Below are 17,295 nucleotides of genomic sequence, written 5' to 3'. Positions count from 1 at the left end.
GGACACTGTCCATCACGGAACATGATGAGTCGAGTCATGGAGGAGGCCCGCCCCTGTTGTAGGGGCGGGCCTCGTGCGTGCCGTGAATCAGTCTTGCGTACGCAGCCAGTCAGCCAGACGCACCACTTCGATCGCCTCGACGTTCCCCGGCTGTACGAGCCCGCGCAGAGAATCGCGTGCAAGCTGGCTGGCCGTGAAGGCGTCGACCATGGGGAAGCACTGACGGACACGGGCGGTGCCGGCGTCCGTGAGCGTCACCTCCGGGTCTACCCCGGGCTGGCCAGACGTCCCGGCGCGGGCGGCTAGTTCCCCCTGAAGAGTGCGGGCGCTCTCCGTGCCGACGGCACCTCCTCGGAGGGCTTTGGTGGTCGTGAAGACGAGCCAGGTGTCCATGCGTTCATCCTGTCGTAGGTGAGGGTCAGGCTGCGAGGAGGAGGCGGGCGGCGAGCTGGTGGTAGCAGCGCGAGCCCTTCAGCCCGGCAGGGCAGGTGCAGGCGGTGGGGGCCGAGCGGTAGGTCTCGGTGCCGTCGGTGGACACGGCGAGGAAGACGGTCGAGCGGAGGGGGATGATCGCGGCGTCGGCGATCAACTCACGGGCGGAAGCGATCTGGTGGGGCTTGTAGTCGCTGGTGTCGACGGCGGCGTTGCGGATGTGGCGGGCGCAGGTGGGGCCGTAGCCGATGGCGGTGGAGCGGGCGGAGGTGAGGGTGCGGCCGCAGCGGAGGCAGTCGGTGTGCTGGTGGGTGGTGGTGTTCTGCATTGCAGCCCCCTCGGTCGTAACCTTGTGGGTACACAGTAAAGCTAAACCGTGTACCCACACAAGGGGTTGCGTCAAAGAAACCGTGTGGGAACATGAGCGGTATGGCTGAGACTCCCGCAGACCACACCTTCACCACGAAATTCCGCATCCCACGCCGCATGTGGGACGCCTACGGAACCGCCGCCGACCGCACGGGCGTTGACCGCAGCGCAGACCTCGTCGACCACGTCCGCGCCTTCATCCGCGAGCACGGCAACGAGCAGGAGCGCGCCGAGCTCGAAGCCGCCGAGCAGGAACTCGCCGAACGCCGCGCGCGCAGGGGCGGCCGGCCGAAGAAGGAGGCAAGCGCGTGAGCGACGTCGAGTGCCCGTACTGCCACGCCACCTTCGACAACCTCGACGTGCGCATCGTCGCGCCGGGGCCGGACGGCAAGCCGGTAGCGATCAAGCACACGAAGGACTGCATCGACTACCGGCCGCGCGAGGGCGAAGACGACAGCTCTCAGGCATGACGACGGCCCCGCCCGGGGACCACCAGGCGGGGCCGCTTACCGCGCACACAACGCTACTCGCGCCGCCGCCAGGGCCGGTCTTCCTCCCCGCCCCAACCCTCCCGCGCTTGATGCCGCGCCCCCGCAGTCACCAGCACCCCGAGCAGCACCGCGCCAGCCACCACGGCGAGCACGGTCCAGCCCTTCAGCACGCTCGCGACCAGCAGGACGAGTGAGGCGACGAACACGCCCGCATCAACGGCGCCGGCGCCGCTCTTCTCCGGTGGGGTGGCGATCATCCGGGGTAGTCCTCTCCGAGCACCTCACGCCGGGCCGACGCTGCCCGCCGGTTGAGCGCGCTCGTCATCCGGAACAGGGTCACCGTGAGCGCCACGAACACGACGACGACCAGCACCTGAGTGACCACACTGACCACGTCTATGTTCCTCGTGGCCCGCGCGATGAGGAACATGATCACGTTTCCTGCGGCCCACGCGCACCAGACCCGCACCTTCTCGGTCCGTACCGCGGACTGCACTTCGTTGTAGGTGGCCATGGCTCCCCGTCCCTCGCTGTGATGTTGAGGGGCATGATGCGACGCGCGCGACCGTCGTGCTGGCGTGTGTCCGTGTTGTGACCTGCGCGCGCTACATCCATGGCGCCGGGCCGGTGCGGGTGGCCCAAGCCGCGAGCGCCTGCTCGTTGAACAGTCGGATGCCGTGCTGCACGGCGTAGTTCGCGGCCGGGGCGGTGAAGACATTGGTGGTCACCACTGCGGCAACGTGCGCGCCGTGAACTGTGAAGCAGGTGCCGCCGAATCGTTGAAGGTCTGGACTGCCGACTTTCGTGGTCGGCCCGTACCTCTTGCACTGGATCACAATCCGGCGCCCGTCCGGAGCTGTCGCGATGACATCGGCGCCGAGGTCGCCGGCGCCGCCGACGACACGTGCGTCACGGCAGCCGTCGCGCTGGCACAGGTAGGCGACAGCCTCCTCGAACTGGCGTGAGGTCATCACGTGATAGCGGGTGATCTCCGTGGACTGGAGCTCCCGGATTTCGCGGGCGTCGCGCGACTGGTGCATCTGCCGCCGGGCCCAGAGCAGGCCAGGCACCCCGGCGATCAGGAAGATCACGGCGACTGGTCCGACGTTGCCGGTGAGGACCATCAGCACGCCGAAGAACGTGAGGATCCCCGGGATGACCGTCCGCCGGGTGTCGGCCAACGTGATCTGTGCTGGTGCGCGGCGTGCTGGAGTGGCCATGTTCCCCCCTGGACTGGTGGCTGGAGCGTAGCGACGAACAGGACAGAACGAGGCGGGAACGGCGAAGCCCCGCCACGACGGGGGACGCGTGGCGGGGCCTCAACTCCGTTGATCCGGCGCCTCGTAGGCTACGCCTTGCGTTGTCCGGGGGTCGGCTTTTCCGCGGGCTTGTAGAAGCCGCCCTTCGACGCCTGGTACTCGCGGGTGTGCTCGCTGTCCTTGTTCGCGGCCTTCGGGTCGCGGGTGGGCATGTCTCGGCGCAGTGCCATGATGGCGCTCCTGTCTCGGGTGATCGGGATGGGGAACCGGGGCGGTCGACTAGCTGCCAGGCGGGCGGCCGCCCCGGGGTTCAATGGCCGACGGTCTTGTGTCGGCGGTGATGGTCGGCGAGGTCGTACACGGTGAACCCGTCCGGCCTGCGCACTACCCGCACCCCCTCTTGGGGCTCGTCCTTGTCGGCGTTGTTGCTGTTGTTGTTGGTGGGCTGACCTGCGGCAACAGCGGCGGCATCGTCCGGCCCCGGGACGAGAGCGGGGTGCATCGCGGGGCCGCCCTTCACGCCGGTCGATGTGCCGCGGCCCTGCATCCGCACCGCTTCGATGGGGATCTCCCACTTCTCCAGCGCCTCCCGGACGCGTTCCGGGGTGGTGCCGATGTCGGCGGCGAGGACGGCCAGATGGGCGTGCGGCGTACCGACCCGGGCCAGGGCGATGCGGAGGTCGGGAAGGATGGGCAGGAGCGGACCGGTCGAGGCATGCTCGACGCCGGGCTTCCTGTCCTCCTCATCGGCCGGCGTCTCGTCCGCACTCGACTCGTCGGTGGACAGCGGCTTGGGTTTCCAGTCGGGGTGTCCGCACCGGTATGCGGCGATGATCCAGACGCCGGCCGAGCCCCACATCAGCCACGGGGCGCCGCCCTCTGCGGCCGTGCGGGACACGCCGATTGTGACCGCTGTGAGCACCTTGCGGACGACCCAGGCCAGCGCGACGAGGACCGCCACGCGCAGCAGCCACTCGACTCCGGACACCGCCGACACCCAGCCGTAGCAGCGGTGCCAGAGGCGGCGGGCGCGAGCGAGAGCGCGCGTCGCGATGTGGGTGGCGAGGCGACTGGAGCCGGTGGACAGGCGCTGTCCTGCGCGCCGGATCCACTGCATCGTCGTGGGCACGCCCTTCATACGAACGTCCCCTTCGCGGCGGCGTCGAGGAGCATCTGGCCGAGGCTGTTCGTGCCGCTCACGACGGACTCTGCGATCCAGGCCGCGGTGCCGGTGGTGATGCACAGCAGGCTCGACGTGAACGCGCCCTTCCACCACTTGCCGCGCACGGTCTTGGGGAACACCTTGCGGAGCAAGATCAGAACGAGGAAGAGCGCGCAGACGAGCACGGCGCCGAACTCGTCGACATCAGGTGCGCCGCCCTGCGCGAGCGTGGCGCTCTTTCGCCCGGTGAGCCAGTCCATCGCCACGCCACCGATGCCGTTTCCGGCCCACCGGAAGGTCTCGCTGACCATGCCAAGCAGTCCGCCGGGGCAGGCGACCATGAGGATTCCGCAGGTCAGACCGAACCAGTACGGGAGCATGGCTTTCGGGTCGAGGGACTTCGCTGCGGCGGGCGCTGCGCCCTTCTTCCCTTTCCCGCCGGCCGGGGCGGCGGTGCCTCCGCTGCCGCGGTACCAGCGCCAGTGTTCTGCGCCGAGGAGCGCCATGCCGAGGGCGAATCCGGCGGTGGTGACGCCGATGGCGGTGAACTGGTCGGTGCCTGCGGCCAGGGTGATGGCGGTCATGTGCGTACTCCGGTGAGGATTTGGACGACGGTGGTGACGGGCAGGGCGAGCACGGTGCCGATGGCGGCGGCCCACAGGACGAAGCGCGCGGCGGCGGCCCGCAACTTGGGAGCCCACAGATCGGGGTGCGCGCCTTCGGCCTCGATGCGCTTGGCGTTGTCGATGAACCCCAGGGCGACGAGCGGGATGAGGGCCATGACCCAGGCCCCGGCGAGCGACGCCTCGTCGCGGACGGTGGTGAGCAGCTCGGCCCACGGTCCGGCGAGGCTGAGCGACAGCACGGCGAGCCCGATGTTGTAGCCGATGCGGATCCGCTGCCACCAGCGCGGACCGGGGTCCGGATCCGGTACGGCGAGCGGTCCGGGCTGGTCAACGGTGACGTGCACGTGGACATCGACCGGTACGGGCGGCGGTGGTCCGGAGGGTCCGGACGCGATCCGCCACCAGTCCGGAGAGGCCGGTGGGGCGGCCGGCGGCGCGGGGGGCGTGGGCGGAGGTGGCGGTGGGGAGGCGGGTGCGGGCAGCGGAGTACCGGCCGGGTAGATGCGGGTCGGGGTGATCGGGCGGCGGGGCGGTGGTGTGCTCACCAGGCCACCCCCGCGCAGGCCAGGGACAGAGCCACCGTTGCAGCCCATGCGGTGCCGACCCACACCCGGCCGTCGTCGTACGCGTGCAGTGCCTCGCGGAGCGAGAGGAGCGCGACGGCCAGGCCGATGGGTGGGAACACGAGCATGGTGACGATGAGGGCGCCGGGCAGGGCCAGGGTGACGCCGAGCCCGGCGGCGACGGCGAGGGGCCAGCCGCGCCCGCGCAGGAGCCACGCGGTGGCGACACCGGGCAGGAGCCCGGCCAGGCAGACGGCGACGAGCAGCAGCATGAGCGCGGCTTTCAGGTCAGGAGGTGGGCGAGCCAGTGCAGGGCGGCGAGGAGGAAGGTGAAGCCGCCGACGGCGGCCCCGGCGGTGAGGAGCAGCGAGGCCGGGGGGCCCGGTCGCCAGGCGGCGACGGCGAGGCCGAGGCCCGCGCCGACGATCGCGAGGCAGACGAGGGCGAACACGAGGCCGCCGACGGCGGTCACGACGCCTCGGCTCGCAGGTCTCGGAGGTAGCGCTCCACGGTGTCCGGGGAGACGGGGCGGCCGATGAGCTTGGCGATCTCGCGGACTGCCTCGTCGCCCTCGCGGATTCCGCGATCCCATACGGTCCGGACCGCGTCCTTCGTGGTCAGCGACCGGTTCGACCGGACAGGGGCGGACGGGTCCGGACGGTCTGCGGATCGATCCGGATCCGTGGATCCGCCGGATTCCGCAATCCGCGCTTGGCGCTCCGCCTCGACGAGCGCCTCGCCGCGCAGGAGTTCACGCCGTACGGGGATCATGGCGAGCTGCCCGTCGACCGCCGCGCGGCGCTTCGCCACCCACTGCGCTGTGAGCGGGTCGAGGGGGCGGGCGTGCACGCGCATCGCGATCATGAATCCGCCCTTGGCGAGCAGCGACACAGCAGCCCCGGCCGTGCCCACAGACATCTGCCCGAAGAGGTGGCCGTGGGCGAACACCGCGCCCATGGAGATCGCAAGCGCCACGTGTCCAGCACGGCGCGGGACGGCTGCGCGGGCGGGGTCGTAGCGGAGCAGCCACTCGACGCCCATGCACATGATCCATGTGAGGTCGAAGGCGACACCGGCCGCGTACGCCACGGCCGAGATGGTGGCCAGGGAGAGCAGGTCTCCGACGCTCGCGGTCGTCCAGATGAGGGAGACGGTGACGAGCGCGCACGCGATGACGGTGACGCCGGTACGGACGAGACTGTCCCAGTCACGCGGTGGGAGAGGGACCTCGATGTACTCGGTGTCGAGGACGAGTTCGGTCTCGCCGTCGACCGTGTGTGGGACGAGGCGCTTGCGCTCGACGGTGCGGGTCTTCACGGTGCTGCTCCAAAGCGGAGTTCGGATGGGTGGTCGGCCCGGGTGTCAGGCGAGCGCTGATCCGAGCGGGAGCGGCTGGATGCGCCACTCCACTTCGCTGGCAGGCGGGAGTCCGGCGCCGGGCGGCTCGGCGGTCCAGCCGTCGCGCGGGGCGCCAAGCTGCTCGGCTGCCTCCTCGGCGCCGTCGTGATTGGCGTGGATGCTGTGGAGCGCGCCGTAGCGGAACAGGACGTGTACACGGTCGGTGGTACGGCTCTGTCGTCGGGCGGTGCGCAGGAGCATGCGGAGTGCGGCCCGGTCCTCGGTGTCGAGGAGGTTCTGGGCGCGCAGGGTGTCGCGTTCGCCTTCAGCGCGGGCGAGGGCGGCTCGGGTGTCGGCGAGCTGCTGGTACAGGCGGTCCACGGTGTGCTCGGCGCGGGAGACGGTGTCGCTAGCCGGGCAGGTGACCGCGGGCCGGTCGTTCTTCTCCTGGCGCAGGGCGTCGAGGTCGGCCTGTAAGGCGGCGAGGGCGCGGGCGGTGCGAAACATGAAGTCACTCCGGGAGAGAGGGGGCCGGGCCCGCGGCGGGAGCTGGGCCGCGGGCCCGGCCGGTTTGTGGCGATTTAGTGGGTGGCCATCCAGACGACGGCGAAGATGCCGGCGGCGAGGGAGAGGACGAGGCCGAGGAACTCCCAGGCGCTGCCCCTCACGTGATCGCCGCCCCGATGGCGGCGGCGATGGCGAGGATGCAGAGCAGGAACAACCAGCCGCAGCCGGTCTGCGACTGGTTGTCGAAGCTGGCGTGGTCCCGGAGCTGGCGCAGGGAGTGGCCGCGGTCGGAGTTGCTGGGGCGGCGCCAGGTGCCGCCGAAGGTGTCCGGCATCATCGCCTCGCCTTTGCGTCACGCTGCTCGCTGGAGTGGCGGTCGATGGCGCCGGCCTCGTAGTCCTTGGCGCAGGCGGCGGGGGTGGCGGGCTCGTCGATGATCCGGTTGCCGCTCGTCGGTGTACTGGGCTGCGGGGTGGGGTGATCTGTACGCTCGGGCATGCCTGCCCTTTCGTGATGGTTGGGGTGGGCGCCCCCGGCCCATATGGCGTTGCTGCGCCGGGTCGGGGGCTTACTTGTTGATCACGGCCGGAGGGGGTCCCTCGAACCGTTGTGTAGGAAGCTACACGCTGTGTAGAGTCCTACACAAGACGGTTGGGACGATCCGCCTCCCGAGCCCCGGGAAGGAACGGACATGGACGACCGGGCAGAGGAGGTGCAGCGCGTGCTGGACGCCATCGATGCGCTGACGGAGGGCGAGCCCCCGGAGGCCAGGGCGAAGAGGCTGACGGACCTGCTCAAGTCCGTCGGGGAGAAGGTGCGCCGCGAGCGCCGTGATGCCGTGCTGGAGATGCAGGCGAACGGCATGTCGTACCGGCAGATCGCCGACGCGACGGGTGTGAACTTCAGCCGGATCCGGCAGATCATCGCCGACGATCCGGATAAGCCAGCCAGGGGTGCGGAGGCGTAGCGGTGGATGAGCTGGTGCGGTGGCTCGGCGAGCAGTACGACGAGGACGCGCGGCGGCTGCACGCGGCGGCCGACGAGGCGGGCGGCGAGGTGTGGCAGTACGACGGCCGGTACGTCCGGGCACTACCCGAGGGCGACATGGTGGCCGTCGGCTCGCAGGACCTCATGGAGGCCGGAATCGGTGAGCACGTCGCGGAGTGGGATCCGGCGCGGGTGCTGCGCGAGGTCGACGCCAAGCGGCAGACCCTCGCCCTGCACTCCGTCAGTGGAGGACATGAGTGCTCGACGAGGGACGCGCGTGGCGACATCGACCACTGCACATGGATCATGGAGGCGGAGGCGTGCACCACGGTGCGCCTGCTCGCCCTGCCTTACGCGGACCGGCCCGGCTACAAGGAGACGTGGCGGCCGTAGCCGCACGCGAACGAGCCCCCAGGCTGGCGCGTCGGGGGCTCTGTTGGTGTTCTGATTAAGGGCAGTCCTCGCCAGACTTAACCGTATTGAAGGTCACGGTCACGTCCGTCGACTGCTGCCCGGGCTCAGGCGATTGCGAGCAGACCACCCAATTTCGGTCCAAGACCTGGTACCTGCCGGCGCCCGTCGCGTCGGTGGAGTCCAGGCTGTAGAAGCCGTTGGCCTGCGCCTCGTCCTGTGCATCTTGGAGGATCTTGCCGGTCATGTCTGGCAGGTCCCCCTCTTCGGAGCTGGTGCCCGTGTCCTCGGCCGGGGCTGACTCCGTTTCTGTAACCGTTGTCGCTGGGGTGGGGTTGTCCGAGGAGCCGCCACCGCATGCAGCCGCGCCGAGGAAGGGCGACAAGAGCAGCGTGCAGGCGGCGGCGCGCAACACCCGTGACCTTGTTTGCGCGCTGATGTGCCTCATACATCAATCGTGCTCCGGTGCGGAGCAGGGCGCACCTCGAACGGACCCGCCCAGCGTGCGGCACGTTGACGGCTCACCTACTATCCGCTCGTGGATCTTCCCGATGGCCTGATCGAATTGCAACGCGTCGCCGATGGCGAGGGCAAGAAGCTGGCGCACCTCGACGACGGCGAGCGAGAGAAGCAGCGCACCGTGTGGTTCGAGGCAGCGGCTGCGGCTCAGGCCGCGGTGACCGCGTACGCGCAGGAGAACAAGCTCAACCGGTTCGACGTCGAGAAGCAGCTCCGTCAGATCACCCGGCATCCGCAGGCGGAGGAGTAGGCCACTCCCGGAGCGGCCACTCCCGGCCGTTGTCCCACTCGGTGACCGTCACGCGGGCGCCGGCGTTCTCCGCATGCTCGTGGATGAGACGGTCCGCCTTCCGGTCGGCGGTGTCCGGGTTGTCCCACCAGCCGTCGAGGGCGCGCGCGCCGTCGAGGTCGAGGGTGACGTGGTATCTGCCGGGCGGGTTGGCCATGCCGGTCATGATCGCCCCGCTGCGGCGAGCAGGTGGACACGACACAGGTCGAGCCACCGGGGCTCGTCGTCGAGGGTGACGATGCGGGTCGCGATCGCGGGCGCACCGCAGGCGGAGCAGGGTGCCGGCTTGGGCGGGGCGAGGCGGGCGCGGCTCATCACGGACGGCGGTACGCGCAAGGGTGCGACGTCCAGGCGGGCGGGGTCGATGTTGAGGGCGGCGAGCGGGTCGTCCATGCCGCCTCCTGGGGCTCGTGTGCTGATGCTGCACCTCAAGCATAGAATCGAACGCGTGTCTGATCTACCGCCTGACCTGCCGCGCCTCCGCACCCTGCGGGTCTGGCACGCCATGTGGGTGGACCGGCTCGACGCCGCTATCGCCGCGGCGGAACAGCGTGAGGCTGAGCGCGCCCGCGGCGCCGCGGCCCGCCCGCCAGACCCGGACTGGCTGATCGAGCGGGGCCTCAACAAGCGCGCCGCGGTCTACGTGCACGAGGGCACGTGCTGGGCAGGGCGGAAAGCCACCCGAACGCAGGGGATCACGCGGGAGCAGGCGCTCCAGGCCATGGCCGAAGGTGTCGACGTGTGTCCGCAGCGCCGGCCGGACACCGCGCTCGGCGTGCTGGACTGACCAATGCGGCGCACCCTGGAGGTATGGCGAGCGCCCCGATAGCCGTGCACCCACCATCCCCGACGGGCGGCCGGCGGGTCACCGCACGGAACCAGATCCTCGGCCTTGCGCACTCCGACCGCGATGTCGTCGAGTTCCTGCGCCGGGCCGGGCTCCCGGACGCTGAGCAGCTCCTCGACGATCCCGCGTGGGTGACGTGGAGAGGTGGGCACGCGCACCATTACGAGGCGGCCTGACACCAAGGAGCCATCATGGGAATCGAACTCAGCGACGAGCCGATGCTCTGCCCCCTCTGCAAACGGCCGAAGGTGCTGGTGGAGCAGAGCAGCGGCGACGACGACGGCCAGCCGTGGGCTAGCCAGGATTGGAAGTGCCCGGTCCACTCGCCTTCCGAGACGCAGGGCCAAGAACCTTCAGGCGACTGAGGGCACCCGAGCGGCGAGGTTCGCGAGGAGGTAGCCCGCTGTCTCCCGGTCCGGCTCCTCCCCGTCCCGGACGGCGGCGAGGAGCGGCAGGAGTTCGTGTGCTTCGTCGAGGGTGAGCACGGGGAGCAGTACGGCCGGCGGGTCTTCGGCGGTGGTGTCGTCGTCGAGGTTCACAGCCCGGTAACGCGCCGCCGACCCGGCCGGTCACGCGTCAGATGCGCCCATGCACCGTCGGGCGTTTCAGCGCGTTGAAGCTGCGTGTTATCTCCTCGCCTGCCTTCTGCACGGCCGGAGCCATCGCGCGGGCCATCGCGACGATCACCTCGTGCACCTCGGCGCCACGCTGCGCGGCGCGGCGCGCATCCTCTGGGTTCGGCTTACCGAGCTGAACGGGCACGGTGTCCTCCTTGTGGTGGCTGGCCCCAGGATGGCACGCCATCGTCATCACCTACCAGGTTTCCAGTTGGGCCCGCGCAGCGCGGCCGGCACATCCCTCATGGTCGTGCGCTCGGGTAGTTGCCCTGTGAGCAGGTACCGGGCCCACGCGTCTGGGTTGAGCGCATGCCCGGCCGTCGGCTGTGCACGCTGCGGCGGCTCCGGCCGGTCGAGCCTGGCGAGGATCTCCGGTGTCAGTCCGTGGGCGTGCGCGACGGCGAGCAGGATCGGGCAGTCGTTGATGTTGTCAGTGACCCAGTCGTCGCAGATCCCGGCTGTACCACAGCCGTCACACGCTGCGCTGTACCCGTCGTCGCTGACGGCGTGAATGGTGAGGATCTGGCGGTCGGCTTCGCAACGGCGCAGCACGGCGGCCGGGCCTCCGCAGTCGCACAGGGTCGCGGCATGGAGGACGGCCGCATCGGCGACGCTGGTGTCGAGGGCGGCGCACTCAGCGTCGTGCCATCGGCCGGCGCGCTGCTGCGCCCGCTCAACCTGCTCTGCGAGCCAGCCGTGCAGGTCAGGCATCAGGCTGCTCCCCGTCGACAGCGCGGATCGTCCGGCACGGCCACGACACCATCGACTCGTGCGTGCACTCGGCGCACCCCCCGTACTCCTCCCGGTGCAGCAGGCGCACCCTCCTGATCCGGGCGCTCTGCGCGGCGCACATTTCGGCGAGCTGGATCTCGTCGAACGCGGTGAGCAGGGCGCGCGCCGCCTCGCTGGCCTTGTCGTAGGCGGTGGTCACGACTGCTCCTTGTGCGGGGTGGCGCCGGCGGTGTGGTCGGTCCACAGGACGCGCCCGTACTGGCGCTTCGGACCGACGTGGTTGGCGGGGTGGTGGTCGACGTCCTCGACGGTGCAGGTGAGGGTCTCGTCGTCCGGGACGGTGACGCCCTCGATGGTGGCGGTGCACGGAGTGGTGGGCATCGGGATCTCCTTGGTGTGTTCCTCGGCGACGTGCCGGTCGCGTGCGCCGGGCTGCTCGCCGAGCGCCGCGCGGAGTTCGGTCGCTGCCCCGCCGTACGCGCGCAGCACGGCCCACCGTGAGGCGAGCTGCCGGGCCCGCTCGACGGCGGCCTCGGTCAGCTCGGCGCGATGCACTGCGCGGACACGTTCGGTCTCGGACCGGTTCGACGTCTCATGGGCCACGGAGAGCAGCTCTTCGGTCTGCGTGATGCGCGTCTCGGCCTGCTCGGCTCGGTCGTACAGGGCGTCGAGTTGGTTGCTGGTCATGGCGTCCAACGGGATGCGGTCGGTCATGCGGCGTTACTCCTCGTCGTGCGGGTCGGGCAGGTGGCGTCGTGGCGGGCGCCGCGGGACACGAACGCCTCGGCGCAGCACGCCGTGTACAGCTCGGCGAGCCCGTCGGGTGGGCGGGCGCAGTCGCGGTGGGCGTAGCCGCCGGACAGGTCGTAGAGGCGGCAGCACGGGCCCGCCGTGTCCAGCTCCTCCAGGAGGGCGGCACGACGGGCCCGCTCGTGGGCGGTGAGGGTCCGGCGGTGGACGGCGTACTCGCAGCTCGCGCACCAGGCGATGACCGCGGCGACGTACAGGCAGGGCAGGACGGCCCACCAGGTGATGACGGTGCCGAGGTAGGCGGCGCTGGCGGTGAGGGCGCCGGCTGCGGCGGTGAGGTAGCGGGCGGTGCGGAGGGCGGGTGTCATGACGCTTCCTTCGGGGGCTGTTGGGTGATGCGCAGTCGGGGTCGCTGTCCGGGCGGGCGCTCCGCGGTGACGGTGTATCCGGCGGTGCGGAGCGCCGTGGCGTACTGGTCGAGGTGAGCGTCCTCGTCGGGGCCGTCGTGCCACAGCCGCACGGTGGTGGGGCTGGCCTGGGTGGCGCGGTGGCCGGGACGCCAGATGGGGCCGGTGAGGGCGTTGGTGAAGCGGCGGGCGGTGAGGGTGCGGGCGATTTCTGCGGCGGCGATGCGGTAGTGCATGGGTCTCCTGTGGTGGTGGAGGCCGCGCTCCTGCCCACCGGATGGTGAGCGGGGGCGCGGAGGCGGCCTCGACGGCGAGGTGGGTGGTCAGGGTCGTGCGCGACGGCGGCGACGGTCTTGGGCCAGGAGGGCGGGGCCGATGAGGATGAGGACGGTGAGGAGTGCCCACTGGCCGACGGGGCCACCCCAGAGCTCGGCGCGCTCGGTGGTGTGTCGGTCGATGCGGGCGGCGATGCGGTCGTAGGGCTGGATGCGGCCGAGGAGGTAGCCGGCGACGAGTGCGGTGAGAGCGAGGAGTGTGGGTGCGTGGGGCATCAGGCGGCCTCGTCGTACTCGACTGGGGTCGGTGTGCGGCGGCGGGGCCAGGCGCCGGTGATGAGGCTGGTGGCGATGGCGGTGATGCCGACGAGGAGGAGCGCGGTGGCGCCGGCGGTGGTGGCGACGGTGAGGATGGCGCGGCCGATGGCGGCGGGGAGCGCGGTGGCCAGGTCGTGGACGATCACGGGTGCGACTCCCCGGCGGGCTTGGCCTGCTGTGCCTCGTCGGCCTCGGTGTCGGGGCCGGCGAGGTCCTGGCGGAGGACAGCGGCGCGTTCTGGGTCGAGCTCCAGCCAGTACGGTTCACCGCCGGGCCCGGAGAGCATGACGGTGGTGGTGTCGTCGTCGCCGTACATGACGTCGTCGAGGCCCCACCGGAGCTGGATCGGCTCGGGCTCCTCCTTCTGCGCCTCGTCGGACATGTGGCGAAGCTCCAGCTCGCCCTTGTGCAGGCCAGTCGCGGGCAGCCACTCGCGCTCAGACATCCGCATCTCGTGCAGCCGGTCGGCAGCCTCCCGCAGCACGGCGGCTCGGTCGGCGGGCGCGGGGAGGACGGCCAAGACGGCGTCGGCGACCTCGTGCTGTCGCCGTTCGGAGAAGTAGGCGAAGTCGTAGGCGGCAAGCGCCTGGACCACGCGCTCATGGAGGCCGGTGTCGGCGGGCTCGGTGAGGGGGCTCGTGTTGGCGTACAGCCGGTCGAGGAGCCGCATCTTCTGCTGGCCGTCGGCTGGGCCCATGACGTCCCGGAGGCTGTGCTGGTCCGCAGGCGCGGCGGTGGGCAGCTCGTCACCGCGCTCCAACCGCATCTGCGTCAGGTACGTGACGAGGTCGAGAGCCTCCTCCCACGCGTCGGTGAGGGCGTCGCGTCCGTTGTGGGTCTCCAGGGGGCGGCCGTACTTGCGGATGCCGTAGGCCCGGCGTTCCTGGACGGCGCCGATGAGCGCGTCTTGGACCGGCTGTTGGCCGGGGGTGGGGAGTGGCTGGTCTCGGGTGGCGTCTCGGCTGGTGCTCATGTCGGCTCCGGGGTGTCGTGTGGAAGGCTGGCGGGGCCGGCCGCCGCAGGTTCGGGCCGCGGCGGCCGGCGTTCTCAAACGTGGCGGAACGTCAGCTCGGCTAGCTGCGCGCGGGCGTCGGCGCACGTGGTGCGGCTCATCGCGAGGTCGTAGATCAGGCCGACGGCGTGGTACTCGTCGTTGTCGGTGGCGTCTTGAAGCTTCGAGGCGATGTCGCTGATCAGGTCGAACACCTCGGCGTCCGAATCGGTCGGCTCGCCGTCGTCGTCGTCCGGCACGTCCTCCCGCTCGACCCCGGCCTCGTTGATGGCGTCACCGATGCCCTCGACCAGATCGGTGCGCATGTCCTCGGGCATGTCGGGTTCGAAGGCGAAGTGGATCCGGGCGATCGGCCGTCCGGCGTTGAGGGTGATCTCGTGCTCGGTGGATGGGACGAGGCCGTCGGCGCCGAGGCTGACGGCCCATGTGCTCGTGTCGGCCGCGCCGTTGATGAGGTCGTGGATCTTCCGCTGCGCCTCGTCATGCGCTTCGTAGCTCGCCCCCGCCCCTGCGGGACGAGGAGTTCGCTCCACGTCAACGAAGTGCCGTTGTCGTCGGTCGACTCGACGACCGCGTCCGCCATCTGCTCGCCGACGCCCATGAAGTCGGGGTCGTCGGTGAGGGCGGCGTGCTGGCGGGCGGCTTCGGCGCGGAGGTCGTCGTCGGTGTACGGGCGGTCGGTCATGGTCGTCTCCAAGCTGGGTGTGGTGGACTGGGTGGTGCGGCCGCCCCTGGTACGAACAGGGGCGGCCGCGCTGCGGGTGGTCACGCGAAGGCGGCAGCGGCGGCGCGAAGCATCGTCGCGACGTCAGCGCCGGTACGACCGGGGTGCCGCTCCCAAGAGACGGTCAGCTCCTCGCCGAGGTGTGTGACGACCGCGTCCCACAGGTCGGTCTCGTCAGGACGCCCTCCGTCTGTGGACGCGGCCATGGCGAGCAGCGAGCAGATACCGGGACCGATCGGGTCGGGGGTCCAGTGCGCTGGTGCAAGGTCGGCGGCGGCATGGAGGCTGGCGCTGATGTCAGAGGCGGGCTGCTGGTCGGGCATGGTGCTCCTTCGTGGTGTCGGGCGGGTGGTCAGGCGCAGATGACGCAGCGGTGATCGGCGATCTCGTTGTCGTGGCAGCGGTCGACGCAGCCGCGGCAGTACGGGGTGTTGTAGTGCTGCGCGGAGCCGTCGACCCGCGTGTCGCCCGGGTCGAACGGAGCCCGACACTTCCGGCACGCCGGCCGCATCGCGTCGACGAGCGCGGCGTCCGGCTTCCACAGACCGAGTGCGCCTGCCTTCGCCACGGCACGGTCGAGCGGCCGGACGTCTGTGAGCTCCCAGTGCCACTGACCGGGCATGCCCCACGGGGCGCAGCAGCCGTCTGCGGCCTCGTGGCAGTCGGCGAGCCGAGCGATGGCGATCACAGCGGACAGGGCGAGCGTGGGGCGCGGCGTGAAGAAGGCGCTGGGGACGTGGGAACGGGCGTCCCAGAAGTTCAACGAGCCACCAAGCTGGTCGAGCCGGACGGCGGCGTCCCGGCTGTGGCGGACGATCGACACCGACCGGTCGTGCGTCGCGCCGGAGTGGATCAACAGCGTGCCGCGGTAGTGGGTACGGCGGGATCGGTTCTCGATGGTCTTGAAGCCCTCGGCGATGGCGAAGGCCCACGGCTGCTTGATGGTGAGACCGCGGACGGTCTCGGTGGCCGGGGTGCCGGTCATGGTGATCTCCGTTGCTCGGGCGTTTGGTTGGGGCGGGGCTGTGCGCGCGGGCCCGGGTGTAACCGGATGCGTGCGGGTCAGGCGGCGTTGGTCTCGGTTTCGTCGCGGACGAGGTGGAGGTGTCGGCGTTCGTCGGCTCGTGCTTCTTCGTCCCAGGCCCATCCGTCGATGCCTTCGAGGAGGTCGGCGCGGTGTTGGGCTTGTTGGATGGCGGTCCAGGCGGGTTCGGGGCGTGTGTGGCTTTGTGCGGGGCGTGGGGGTTGTGCGTGGCCGAAGGTGCCGGTGGGGATCTGCTCGGCGTCGAGGCGTTCACGAGGGGTCGTCATGAGGCGCTCCGGTGGTCGGCTGCGACGGGCGGGCAGTTGGGGTGTGTGGTGCGGCCGTGGCGGGGGAGCATGGGTCTTTGGCAGCGGGCGCAGCGGATGAAGTCGCTGGGGGGTGGGTCGTCGTGGTGGTGTTCTTCGTGGTCTGGGTGATCCGCGTCTGTGGGCCCTGAGCCCCCAACCACCTGAGGTTGGAAGACGACCTCGGCCACCTCTTGGGAAAGACCTTGGGAAGTACCTGGGTTGTTCGGGTCGCGGTCACCCGAACCATTCGGGTCGCGGTCACCCGAACTCATACGGGTCGCGGTCACCCGAACTTCATCGGCCTCATTCGCCTCAAGTTCGGGTCGCGGTGGCCCGAACTGGTTCGGGTCGCGGTCACCCGAACTTTGCTCGTCCTCCTGCCACGCCGCAGGGCGCTTCCCCGGCTTCCGGGCCGTCGAGCGGATGTGGTCCTCGGCCGCTTGCCAGTCCGGAAAGGGGGCGAGGAGAAGGCAGTACACGGTGGCCGCTCCACGACGTCGAACACCGTTCACCCCGACGACACCGGCCCGGATTGCAGCGTCGAGGTAGCGCCTCGTGTCCTTCTCGTTCGCGCACGCGGCCTTGGCGATGTCCTGGATCCGGATGGCCTTGCGGTCGCCGAACCGCAACTCTCCGGCGGCGTTGGCCATGGCGCGCATTGCGTAGAGGAGCGTGGGCAGCCCGGATCGCCGTACGGCGGTGGGCATCTGCCGCGTCCACTTCCAGGCGAGCGCGTTGCCGAAGGCGTTCGGCACGCTGCCCGGAGCGGGGGTCGGCTGCTCCTCAGTGCTCAACTGGGTTCTTCTCTCGTGATGTTGCGGAACCGTTGCGGCAAGATCCGGGCCCGGGGCGGCCGGTGCGGGCTGCCCCGGGCGTGCGGGTCAGCGGACGTATTCGTTGCGGCGTTTGTCCTCAACGCGGGCCCTGTGCGCCTTCAGCTCGTCCTCGGTGGGCTTGCTGACCGTGACGTCGAGGAGCGCGGCGTCCGGGCGCTGGGGGCCCTCACCGACCTCGTCGAGGGTTCCGTCGATCTGCCGGCCCCTCCACATGGCCCGCTTGGCGTCGGCCAGGGCGGCGGCGTCCTCGTTGCTGCGGGCGACCTCGCACTCGGTGACGCGAACCTTGACCTGAGGGTCTTTGTCCTCGCCGTCGGCGTGCCCGGTGTAGCTCTTGGAGGTGAGCGCGACGATCGCGTAGACCGTCGTTCCGGGCTTCTCGAACAGGCCGCGGCGCTGATCGCGGGAGAGCGACGCCTCGATGTGCGCGGCGCCGGAGTCGAGTTTGACCTCGGGGACGTCGGCGGGGCTGAGCTTGGGCATGTGCTGTTC

Annotated in this window: 42 protein-coding genes; 8 read left to right on the top strand and 34 right to left on the bottom strand. The window is 70.6% G+C overall.

The features are described from left to right. Window positions 1-87 precede the first annotated feature (87 nt). Both ACIRF8_RS12865 and ACIRF8_RS12860 read right to left on the bottom strand, forming a co-directional pair. Window positions 88-393 (bottom strand): hypothetical protein, encoded by a 306-nt coding sequence (locus tag ACIRF8_RS12865; protein ID WP_404213934.1) that lies wholly within the window; start codon window positions 391-393, stop codon window positions 88-90. A gap of 25 nt (window positions 394-418) precedes the next feature. After that, window positions 419-760 carry a DUF6011 domain-containing protein gene (locus ACIRF8_RS12860; protein WP_404213932.1) on the bottom strand — a complete coding sequence of 114 codons (342 nt, stop codon included), beginning with the start codon at window positions 758-760 and terminating at the stop codon, window positions 419-421. A gap of 101 nt (window positions 761-861) precedes the next feature. Between ACIRF8_RS12860 and ACIRF8_RS12855 the strand changes: the two genes are divergently transcribed. Both ACIRF8_RS12855 and ACIRF8_RS12850 read left to right on the top strand, forming a co-directional pair. After that, window positions 862-1,113 (top strand): hypothetical protein, encoded by a 252-nt coding sequence (locus ACIRF8_RS12855; protein WP_404213930.1) that lies wholly within the window; start codon window positions 862-864, stop codon window positions 1,111-1,113. Continuing rightward, window positions 1,110-1,271: a hypothetical protein gene (locus ACIRF8_RS12850; protein ID WP_404213928.1), complete on the top strand. Its 162-nt coding sequence runs from the start codon at window positions 1,110-1,112 to the stop codon at window positions 1,269-1,271. The genes ACIRF8_RS12855 and ACIRF8_RS12850 overlap by 4 nt, the downstream gene beginning before the upstream one ends. Before the next feature lie 53 nt (window positions 1,272-1,324). Here the strand turns inward: ACIRF8_RS12850 and ACIRF8_RS12845 are convergent, their stop codons facing one another. From ACIRF8_RS12845 to ACIRF8_RS12785, 13 genes are all read right to left on the bottom strand, one after another. Beyond that, window positions 1,325-1,549 carry a hypothetical protein gene (locus tag ACIRF8_RS12845; RefSeq protein ID WP_404213926.1) on the bottom strand — a complete coding sequence of 75 codons (225 nt, stop codon included), beginning with the start codon at window positions 1,547-1,549 and terminating at the stop codon, window positions 1,325-1,327. Then, window positions 1,546-1,806 (bottom strand): hypothetical protein, encoded by a 261-nt coding sequence (locus tag ACIRF8_RS12840; RefSeq protein ID WP_404213924.1) that lies wholly within the window; start codon window positions 1,804-1,806, stop codon window positions 1,546-1,548. Before ACIRF8_RS12840 ends, ACIRF8_RS12845 begins: the two co-directional genes overlap by 4 nt. Before the next feature lie 91 nt (window positions 1,807-1,897). Continuing rightward, window positions 1,898-2,512, bottom strand: coding sequence for a restriction endonuclease (locus ACIRF8_RS12835; protein ID WP_404213922.1), 615 nt, complete (start codon window positions 2,510-2,512; stop codon window positions 1,898-1,900). A gap of 128 nt (window positions 2,513-2,640) precedes the next feature. Then, on the bottom strand, window positions 2,641-2,781 hold the full coding sequence (locus ACIRF8_RS12830; protein ID WP_404213920.1) for a hypothetical protein: 141 nt from the start codon (window positions 2,779-2,781) through the stop codon (window positions 2,641-2,643). A gap of 80 nt (window positions 2,782-2,861) precedes the next feature. After that, window positions 2,862-3,689 carry a hypothetical protein gene (locus ACIRF8_RS12825; RefSeq protein ID WP_404213918.1) on the bottom strand — a complete coding sequence of 276 codons (828 nt, stop codon included), beginning with the start codon at window positions 3,687-3,689 and terminating at the stop codon, window positions 2,862-2,864. After that, complete coding sequence (locus ACIRF8_RS12820; protein WP_404213916.1) at window positions 3,686-4,297, bottom strand: hypothetical protein; 612 nt, start codon at window positions 4,295-4,297, stop codon at window positions 3,686-3,688. Before ACIRF8_RS12820 ends, ACIRF8_RS12825 begins: the two co-directional genes overlap by 4 nt. After that, window positions 4,294-4,683 (bottom strand): hypothetical protein, encoded by a 390-nt coding sequence (locus tag ACIRF8_RS12815; RefSeq protein WP_404213914.1) that lies wholly within the window; start codon window positions 4,681-4,683, stop codon window positions 4,294-4,296. Before ACIRF8_RS12815 ends, ACIRF8_RS12820 begins: the two co-directional genes overlap by 4 nt. 197 nt (window positions 4,684-4,880) lie before the next feature. Beyond that, a complete protein-coding gene (locus ACIRF8_RS12810; RefSeq protein WP_404213912.1) occupies window positions 4,881-5,174 on the bottom strand; it encodes a hypothetical protein in 294 nt (97 codons plus the stop codon). Between the two features lie 11 nt (window positions 5,175-5,185). Continuing rightward, window positions 5,186-5,374 carry a hypothetical protein gene (locus ACIRF8_RS12805; RefSeq protein WP_404213910.1) on the bottom strand — a complete coding sequence of 63 codons (189 nt, stop codon included), beginning with the start codon at window positions 5,372-5,374 and terminating at the stop codon, window positions 5,186-5,188. Then, window positions 5,371-6,219 (bottom strand): protein transporter Sec31, encoded by an 849-nt coding sequence (locus ACIRF8_RS12800; protein WP_404213908.1) that lies wholly within the window; start codon window positions 6,217-6,219, stop codon window positions 5,371-5,373. The genes ACIRF8_RS12805 and ACIRF8_RS12800 overlap by 4 nt, the downstream gene beginning before the upstream one ends. A gap of 45 nt (window positions 6,220-6,264) precedes the next feature. After that, entirely contained in the window at window positions 6,265-6,747 is a 483-nt protein-coding gene (locus ACIRF8_RS12795; RefSeq protein ID WP_404213906.1) for a hypothetical protein, read from the bottom strand. 157 nt (window positions 6,748-6,904) lie between these two features. After that, window positions 6,905-7,084 (bottom strand): hypothetical protein, encoded by a 180-nt coding sequence (locus ACIRF8_RS12790; protein ID WP_404213904.1) that lies wholly within the window; start codon window positions 7,082-7,084, stop codon window positions 6,905-6,907. Continuing rightward, the gene (locus ACIRF8_RS12785) at window positions 7,081-7,245 is read right to left on the bottom strand and encodes a hypothetical protein (protein ID WP_404213902.1); all 165 of its coding nucleotides are present in this window, start codon (window positions 7,243-7,245) and stop codon (window positions 7,081-7,083) included. The genes ACIRF8_RS12790 and ACIRF8_RS12785 overlap by 4 nt, the downstream gene beginning before the upstream one ends. A 193-nt stretch (window positions 7,246-7,438) precedes the next feature. Here ACIRF8_RS12785 and ACIRF8_RS12780 point away from each other — a divergent pair, with 193 nt between their 5' ends. Both ACIRF8_RS12780 and ACIRF8_RS12775 read left to right on the top strand, forming a co-directional pair. Then, entirely contained in the window at window positions 7,439-7,714 is a 276-nt protein-coding gene (locus ACIRF8_RS12780; protein WP_404213900.1) for a hypothetical protein, read from the top strand. A gap of 2 nt (window positions 7,715-7,716) precedes the next feature. After that, window positions 7,717-8,127 (top strand): DUF6221 family protein, encoded by a 411-nt coding sequence (locus ACIRF8_RS12775; RefSeq protein WP_404213898.1) that lies wholly within the window; start codon window positions 7,717-7,719, stop codon window positions 8,125-8,127. A 55-nt stretch (window positions 8,128-8,182) separates the two neighbouring features. Here the strand turns inward: ACIRF8_RS12775 and ACIRF8_RS12770 are convergent, their stop codons facing one another. Further along, on the bottom strand, window positions 8,183-8,593 hold the full coding sequence (locus tag ACIRF8_RS12770; RefSeq protein WP_404213896.1) for a PASTA domain-containing protein: 411 nt from the start codon (window positions 8,591-8,593) through the stop codon (window positions 8,183-8,185). A gap of 90 nt (window positions 8,594-8,683) precedes the next feature. Between ACIRF8_RS12770 and ACIRF8_RS12765 the strand changes: the two genes are divergently transcribed. Beyond that, a complete protein-coding gene (locus tag ACIRF8_RS12765) occupies window positions 8,684-8,914 on the top strand; it encodes a hypothetical protein (protein WP_404213894.1) in 231 nt (76 codons plus the stop codon). Here the strand turns inward: ACIRF8_RS12765 and ACIRF8_RS12760 are convergent. Both ACIRF8_RS12760 and ACIRF8_RS12755 read right to left on the bottom strand, forming a co-directional pair. Then, on the bottom strand, window positions 8,886-9,110 hold the full coding sequence (locus tag ACIRF8_RS12760) for a hypothetical protein (protein WP_404213892.1): 225 nt from the start codon (window positions 9,108-9,110) through the stop codon (window positions 8,886-8,888). The two genes, ACIRF8_RS12765 and ACIRF8_RS12760, sit on opposite strands and share 29 nt — an antisense overlap. Window positions 9,111-9,115: 5 nt before the next feature. Beyond that, a complete protein-coding gene (locus ACIRF8_RS12755) occupies window positions 9,116-9,346 on the bottom strand; it encodes a hypothetical protein (RefSeq protein WP_404213890.1) in 231 nt (76 codons plus the stop codon). Window positions 9,347-9,401: 55 nt separating this feature from the next. On the opposite strand from ACIRF8_RS12755, the gene ACIRF8_RS12750 reads away from it, so the two are divergent. The 3 genes from ACIRF8_RS12750 to ACIRF8_RS12740 are packed head-to-tail and all read left to right on the top strand — an operon-like array spanning window position 9,402 to window position 10,165. After that, window positions 9,402-9,740 (top strand): DUF6233 domain-containing protein, encoded by a 339-nt coding sequence (locus ACIRF8_RS12750; RefSeq protein ID WP_404213889.1) that lies wholly within the window; start codon window positions 9,402-9,404, stop codon window positions 9,738-9,740. Between the two features lie 23 nt (window positions 9,741-9,763). After that, complete coding sequence (locus ACIRF8_RS12745; protein ID WP_404213887.1) at window positions 9,764-9,976, top strand: hypothetical protein; 213 nt, start codon at window positions 9,764-9,766, stop codon at window positions 9,974-9,976. Window positions 9,977-9,991: 15 nt separating this feature from the next. Continuing rightward, window positions 9,992-10,165 carry a hypothetical protein gene (locus ACIRF8_RS12740; protein WP_404213885.1) on the top strand — a complete coding sequence of 58 codons (174 nt, stop codon included), beginning with the start codon at window positions 9,992-9,994 and terminating at the stop codon, window positions 10,163-10,165. Here ACIRF8_RS12740 and ACIRF8_RS12735 read toward each other — a convergent pair. From ACIRF8_RS12735 to ACIRF8_RS12660, 16 genes are all read right to left on the bottom strand, one after another. Next, window positions 10,154-10,339, bottom strand: coding sequence for a hypothetical protein (locus tag ACIRF8_RS12735; RefSeq protein ID WP_404213883.1), 186 nt, complete (start codon window positions 10,337-10,339; stop codon window positions 10,154-10,156). The genes ACIRF8_RS12740 and ACIRF8_RS12735 overlap by 12 nt on opposite strands. 37 nt (window positions 10,340-10,376) lie before the next feature. Beyond that, entirely contained in the window at window positions 10,377-10,562 is a 186-nt protein-coding gene (locus ACIRF8_RS12730) for a hypothetical protein (protein ID WP_404213881.1), read from the bottom strand. A gap of 47 nt (window positions 10,563-10,609) precedes the next feature. After that, window positions 10,610-11,128, bottom strand: a complete 519-nt coding sequence (locus ACIRF8_RS12725) for a hypothetical protein (RefSeq protein ID WP_404213879.1) — start codon at window positions 11,126-11,128, stop codon at window positions 10,610-10,612. Beyond that, complete coding sequence (locus tag ACIRF8_RS12720; RefSeq protein WP_404213877.1) at window positions 11,121-11,348, bottom strand: hypothetical protein; 228 nt, start codon at window positions 11,346-11,348, stop codon at window positions 11,121-11,123. Before ACIRF8_RS12720 ends, ACIRF8_RS12725 begins: the two co-directional genes overlap by 8 nt. Beyond that, window positions 11,345-11,863 (bottom strand): hypothetical protein, encoded by a 519-nt coding sequence (locus tag ACIRF8_RS12715; protein ID WP_404213875.1) that lies wholly within the window; start codon window positions 11,861-11,863, stop codon window positions 11,345-11,347. The genes ACIRF8_RS12720 and ACIRF8_RS12715 overlap by 4 nt, the downstream gene beginning before the upstream one ends. Then, window positions 11,860-12,267 carry a hypothetical protein gene (locus tag ACIRF8_RS12710; protein ID WP_404213873.1) on the bottom strand — a complete coding sequence of 136 codons (408 nt, stop codon included), beginning with the start codon at window positions 12,265-12,267 and terminating at the stop codon, window positions 11,860-11,862. The genes ACIRF8_RS12715 and ACIRF8_RS12710 overlap by 4 nt, the downstream gene beginning before the upstream one ends. After that, window positions 12,264-12,542, bottom strand: a complete 279-nt coding sequence (locus tag ACIRF8_RS12705; RefSeq protein WP_404213871.1) for a hypothetical protein — start codon at window positions 12,540-12,542, stop codon at window positions 12,264-12,266. Before ACIRF8_RS12705 ends, ACIRF8_RS12710 begins: the two co-directional genes overlap by 4 nt. Window positions 12,543-12,629: 87 nt before the next feature. After that, complete coding sequence (locus tag ACIRF8_RS12700) at window positions 12,630-12,857, bottom strand: hypothetical protein (RefSeq protein ID WP_404213869.1); 228 nt, start codon at window positions 12,855-12,857, stop codon at window positions 12,630-12,632. After that, complete coding sequence (locus ACIRF8_RS12695; RefSeq protein ID WP_404213867.1) at window positions 12,857-13,045, bottom strand: hypothetical protein; 189 nt, start codon at window positions 13,043-13,045, stop codon at window positions 12,857-12,859. The genes ACIRF8_RS12700 and ACIRF8_RS12695 overlap by 1 nt, the downstream gene beginning before the upstream one ends. Further along, the gene (locus ACIRF8_RS12690) at window positions 13,042-13,872 is read right to left on the bottom strand and encodes a hypothetical protein (protein ID WP_404213865.1); all 831 of its coding nucleotides are present in this window, start codon (window positions 13,870-13,872) and stop codon (window positions 13,042-13,044) included. The genes ACIRF8_RS12695 and ACIRF8_RS12690 overlap by 4 nt, the downstream gene beginning before the upstream one ends. A gap of 74 nt (window positions 13,873-13,946) precedes the next feature. Next, window positions 13,947-14,444, bottom strand: a complete 498-nt coding sequence (locus ACIRF8_RS12685; RefSeq protein ID WP_404213863.1) for a hypothetical protein — start codon at window positions 14,442-14,444, stop codon at window positions 13,947-13,949. 232 nt (window positions 14,445-14,676) lie between these two features. Beyond that, window positions 14,677-14,958 (bottom strand): hypothetical protein, encoded by a 282-nt coding sequence (locus tag ACIRF8_RS12680; protein ID WP_404213861.1) that lies wholly within the window; start codon window positions 14,956-14,958, stop codon window positions 14,677-14,679. A gap of 29 nt (window positions 14,959-14,987) precedes the next feature. Continuing rightward, a complete protein-coding gene (locus tag ACIRF8_RS12675) occupies window positions 14,988-15,620 on the bottom strand; it encodes a hypothetical protein (RefSeq protein WP_404213859.1) in 633 nt (210 codons plus the stop codon). Window positions 15,621-15,697: 77 nt separating this feature from the next. Further along, window positions 15,698-15,946, bottom strand: a complete 249-nt coding sequence (locus ACIRF8_RS12670) for a hypothetical protein (protein ID WP_404213857.1) — start codon at window positions 15,944-15,946, stop codon at window positions 15,698-15,700. Continuing rightward, window positions 15,943-16,761: a hypothetical protein gene (locus ACIRF8_RS12665; protein ID WP_404213855.1), complete on the bottom strand. Its 819-nt coding sequence runs from the start codon at window positions 16,759-16,761 to the stop codon at window positions 15,943-15,945. The genes ACIRF8_RS12670 and ACIRF8_RS12665 overlap by 4 nt, the downstream gene beginning before the upstream one ends. Window positions 16,762-16,848: 87 nt before the next feature. After that, window positions 16,849-17,286 (bottom strand): hypothetical protein, encoded by a 438-nt coding sequence (locus tag ACIRF8_RS12660; RefSeq protein WP_404213853.1) that lies wholly within the window; start codon window positions 17,284-17,286, stop codon window positions 16,849-16,851. Window positions 17,287-17,295 lie beyond the last annotated feature (9 nt).

The sequence above is a fragment of the Streptomyces sp. NPDC102406 genome (assembly GCF_044765725.1).
In the GTDB taxonomy this organism is placed as follows: Bacteria; Actinomycetota; Actinomycetes; order Streptomycetales; family Streptomycetaceae; genus Streptomyces.
Note: the sequence above shows the minus strand (reverse complement) of the source record. Positions and strands in the feature narration are given on the sequence as shown.

Bases quoted from the DNA above. Each gene is read 5' to 3' on its own strand.
- ACIRF8_RS12725 (WP_404213879.1), bottom strand. From the start codon at position 11,128: ATGCCTGACCTGCACGGCTGGCTCGCAGAGCAGGTTGAGCGGGCGCAG.
- ACIRF8_RS12830 (WP_404213920.1), bottom strand. From the start codon at position 2,781: ATGGCACTGCGCCGAGACATGCCCACCCGCGACCCGAAGGCCGCGAAC.
- ACIRF8_RS12745 (WP_404213887.1), top strand. From the start codon at position 9,764: ATGGCGAGCGCCCCGATAGCCGTGCACCCACCATCCCCGACGGGCGGC.
- ACIRF8_RS12835 (WP_404213922.1), bottom strand. From the start codon at position 2,512: ATGGCCACTCCAGCACGCCGCGCACCAGCACAGATCACGTTGGCCGAC.
- ACIRF8_RS12825 (WP_404213918.1), bottom strand. From the start codon at position 3,689: ATGAAGGGCGTGCCCACGACGATGCAGTGGATCCGGCGCGCAGGACAG.
- ACIRF8_RS12760 (WP_404213892.1), bottom strand. From the start codon at position 9,110: ATGGCCAACCCGCCCGGCAGATACCACGTCACCCTCGACCTCGACGGC.
- ACIRF8_RS12840 (WP_404213924.1), bottom strand. From the start codon at position 1,806: ATGGCCACCTACAACGAAGTGCAGTCCGCGGTACGGACCGAGAAGGTG.
- ACIRF8_RS12740 (WP_404213885.1), top strand. From the start codon at position 9,992: ATGGGAATCGAACTCAGCGACGAGCCGATGCTCTGCCCCCTCTGCAAA.
- ACIRF8_RS12670 (WP_404213857.1), bottom strand. From the start codon at position 15,946: ATGACGACCCCTCGTGAACGCCTCGACGCCGAGCAGATCCCCACCGGC.
- ACIRF8_RS12680 (WP_404213861.1), bottom strand. From the start codon at position 14,958: ATGCCCGACCAGCAGCCCGCCTCTGACATCAGCGCCAGCCTCCATGCC.
- ACIRF8_RS12770 (WP_404213896.1), bottom strand. From the start codon at position 8,593: ATGAGGCACATCAGCGCGCAAACAAGGTCACGGGTGTTGCGCGCCGCC.
- ACIRF8_RS12755 (WP_404213890.1), bottom strand. From the start codon at position 9,346: ATGGACGACCCGCTCGCCGCCCTCAACATCGACCCCGCCCGCCTGGAC.
- ACIRF8_RS12820 (WP_404213916.1), bottom strand. From the start codon at position 4,297: ATGACCGCCATCACCCTGGCCGCAGGCACCGACCAGTTCACCGCCATC.
- ACIRF8_RS12845 (WP_404213926.1), bottom strand. From the start codon at position 1,549: ATGATCGCCACCCCACCGGAGAAGAGCGGCGCCGGCGCCGTTGATGCG.
- ACIRF8_RS12865 (WP_404213934.1), bottom strand. From the start codon at position 393: ATGGACACCTGGCTCGTCTTCACGACCACCAAAGCCCTCCGAGGAGGT.
- ACIRF8_RS12795 (WP_404213906.1), bottom strand. From the start codon at position 6,747: ATGTTTCGCACCGCCCGCGCCCTCGCCGCCTTACAGGCCGACCTCGAC.
- ACIRF8_RS12780 (WP_404213900.1), top strand. From the start codon at position 7,439: ATGGACGACCGGGCAGAGGAGGTGCAGCGCGTGCTGGACGCCATCGAT.
- ACIRF8_RS12690 (WP_404213865.1), bottom strand. From the start codon at position 13,872: ATGAGCACCAGCCGAGACGCCACCCGAGACCAGCCACTCCCCACCCCC.
- ACIRF8_RS12710 (WP_404213873.1), bottom strand. From the start codon at position 12,267: ATGACACCCGCCCTCCGCACCGCCCGCTACCTCACCGCCGCAGCCGGC.
- ACIRF8_RS12700 (WP_404213869.1), bottom strand. From the start codon at position 12,857: ATGCCCCACGCACCCACACTCCTCGCTCTCACCGCACTCGTCGCCGGC.
- ACIRF8_RS12705 (WP_404213871.1), bottom strand. From the start codon at position 12,542: ATGCACTACCGCATCGCCGCCGCAGAAATCGCCCGCACCCTCACCGCC.
- ACIRF8_RS12715 (WP_404213875.1), bottom strand. From the start codon at position 11,863: ATGACCGACCGCATCCCGTTGGACGCCATGACCAGCAACCAACTCGAC.
- ACIRF8_RS12860 (WP_404213932.1), bottom strand. From the start codon at position 760: ATGCAGAACACCACCACCCACCAGCACACCGACTGCCTCCGCTGCGGC.
- ACIRF8_RS12675 (WP_404213859.1), bottom strand. From the start codon at position 15,620: ATGACCGGCACCCCGGCCACCGAGACCGTCCGCGGTCTCACCATCAAG.
- ACIRF8_RS12785 (WP_404213902.1), bottom strand. From the start codon at position 7,245: ATGCCCGAGCGTACAGATCACCCCACCCCGCAGCCCAGTACACCGACG.
- ACIRF8_RS12855 (WP_404213930.1), top strand. From the start codon at position 862: ATGGCTGAGACTCCCGCAGACCACACCTTCACCACGAAATTCCGCATC.
- ACIRF8_RS12810 (WP_404213912.1), bottom strand. From the start codon at position 5,174: ATGCTGCTGCTCGTCGCCGTCTGCCTGGCCGGGCTCCTGCCCGGTGTC.
- ACIRF8_RS12790 (WP_404213904.1), bottom strand. From the start codon at position 7,084: ATGATGCCGGACACCTTCGGCGGCACCTGGCGCCGCCCCAGCAACTCC.
- ACIRF8_RS12660 (WP_404213853.1), bottom strand. From the start codon at position 17,286: ATGCCCAAGCTCAGCCCCGCCGACGTCCCCGAGGTCAAACTCGACTCC.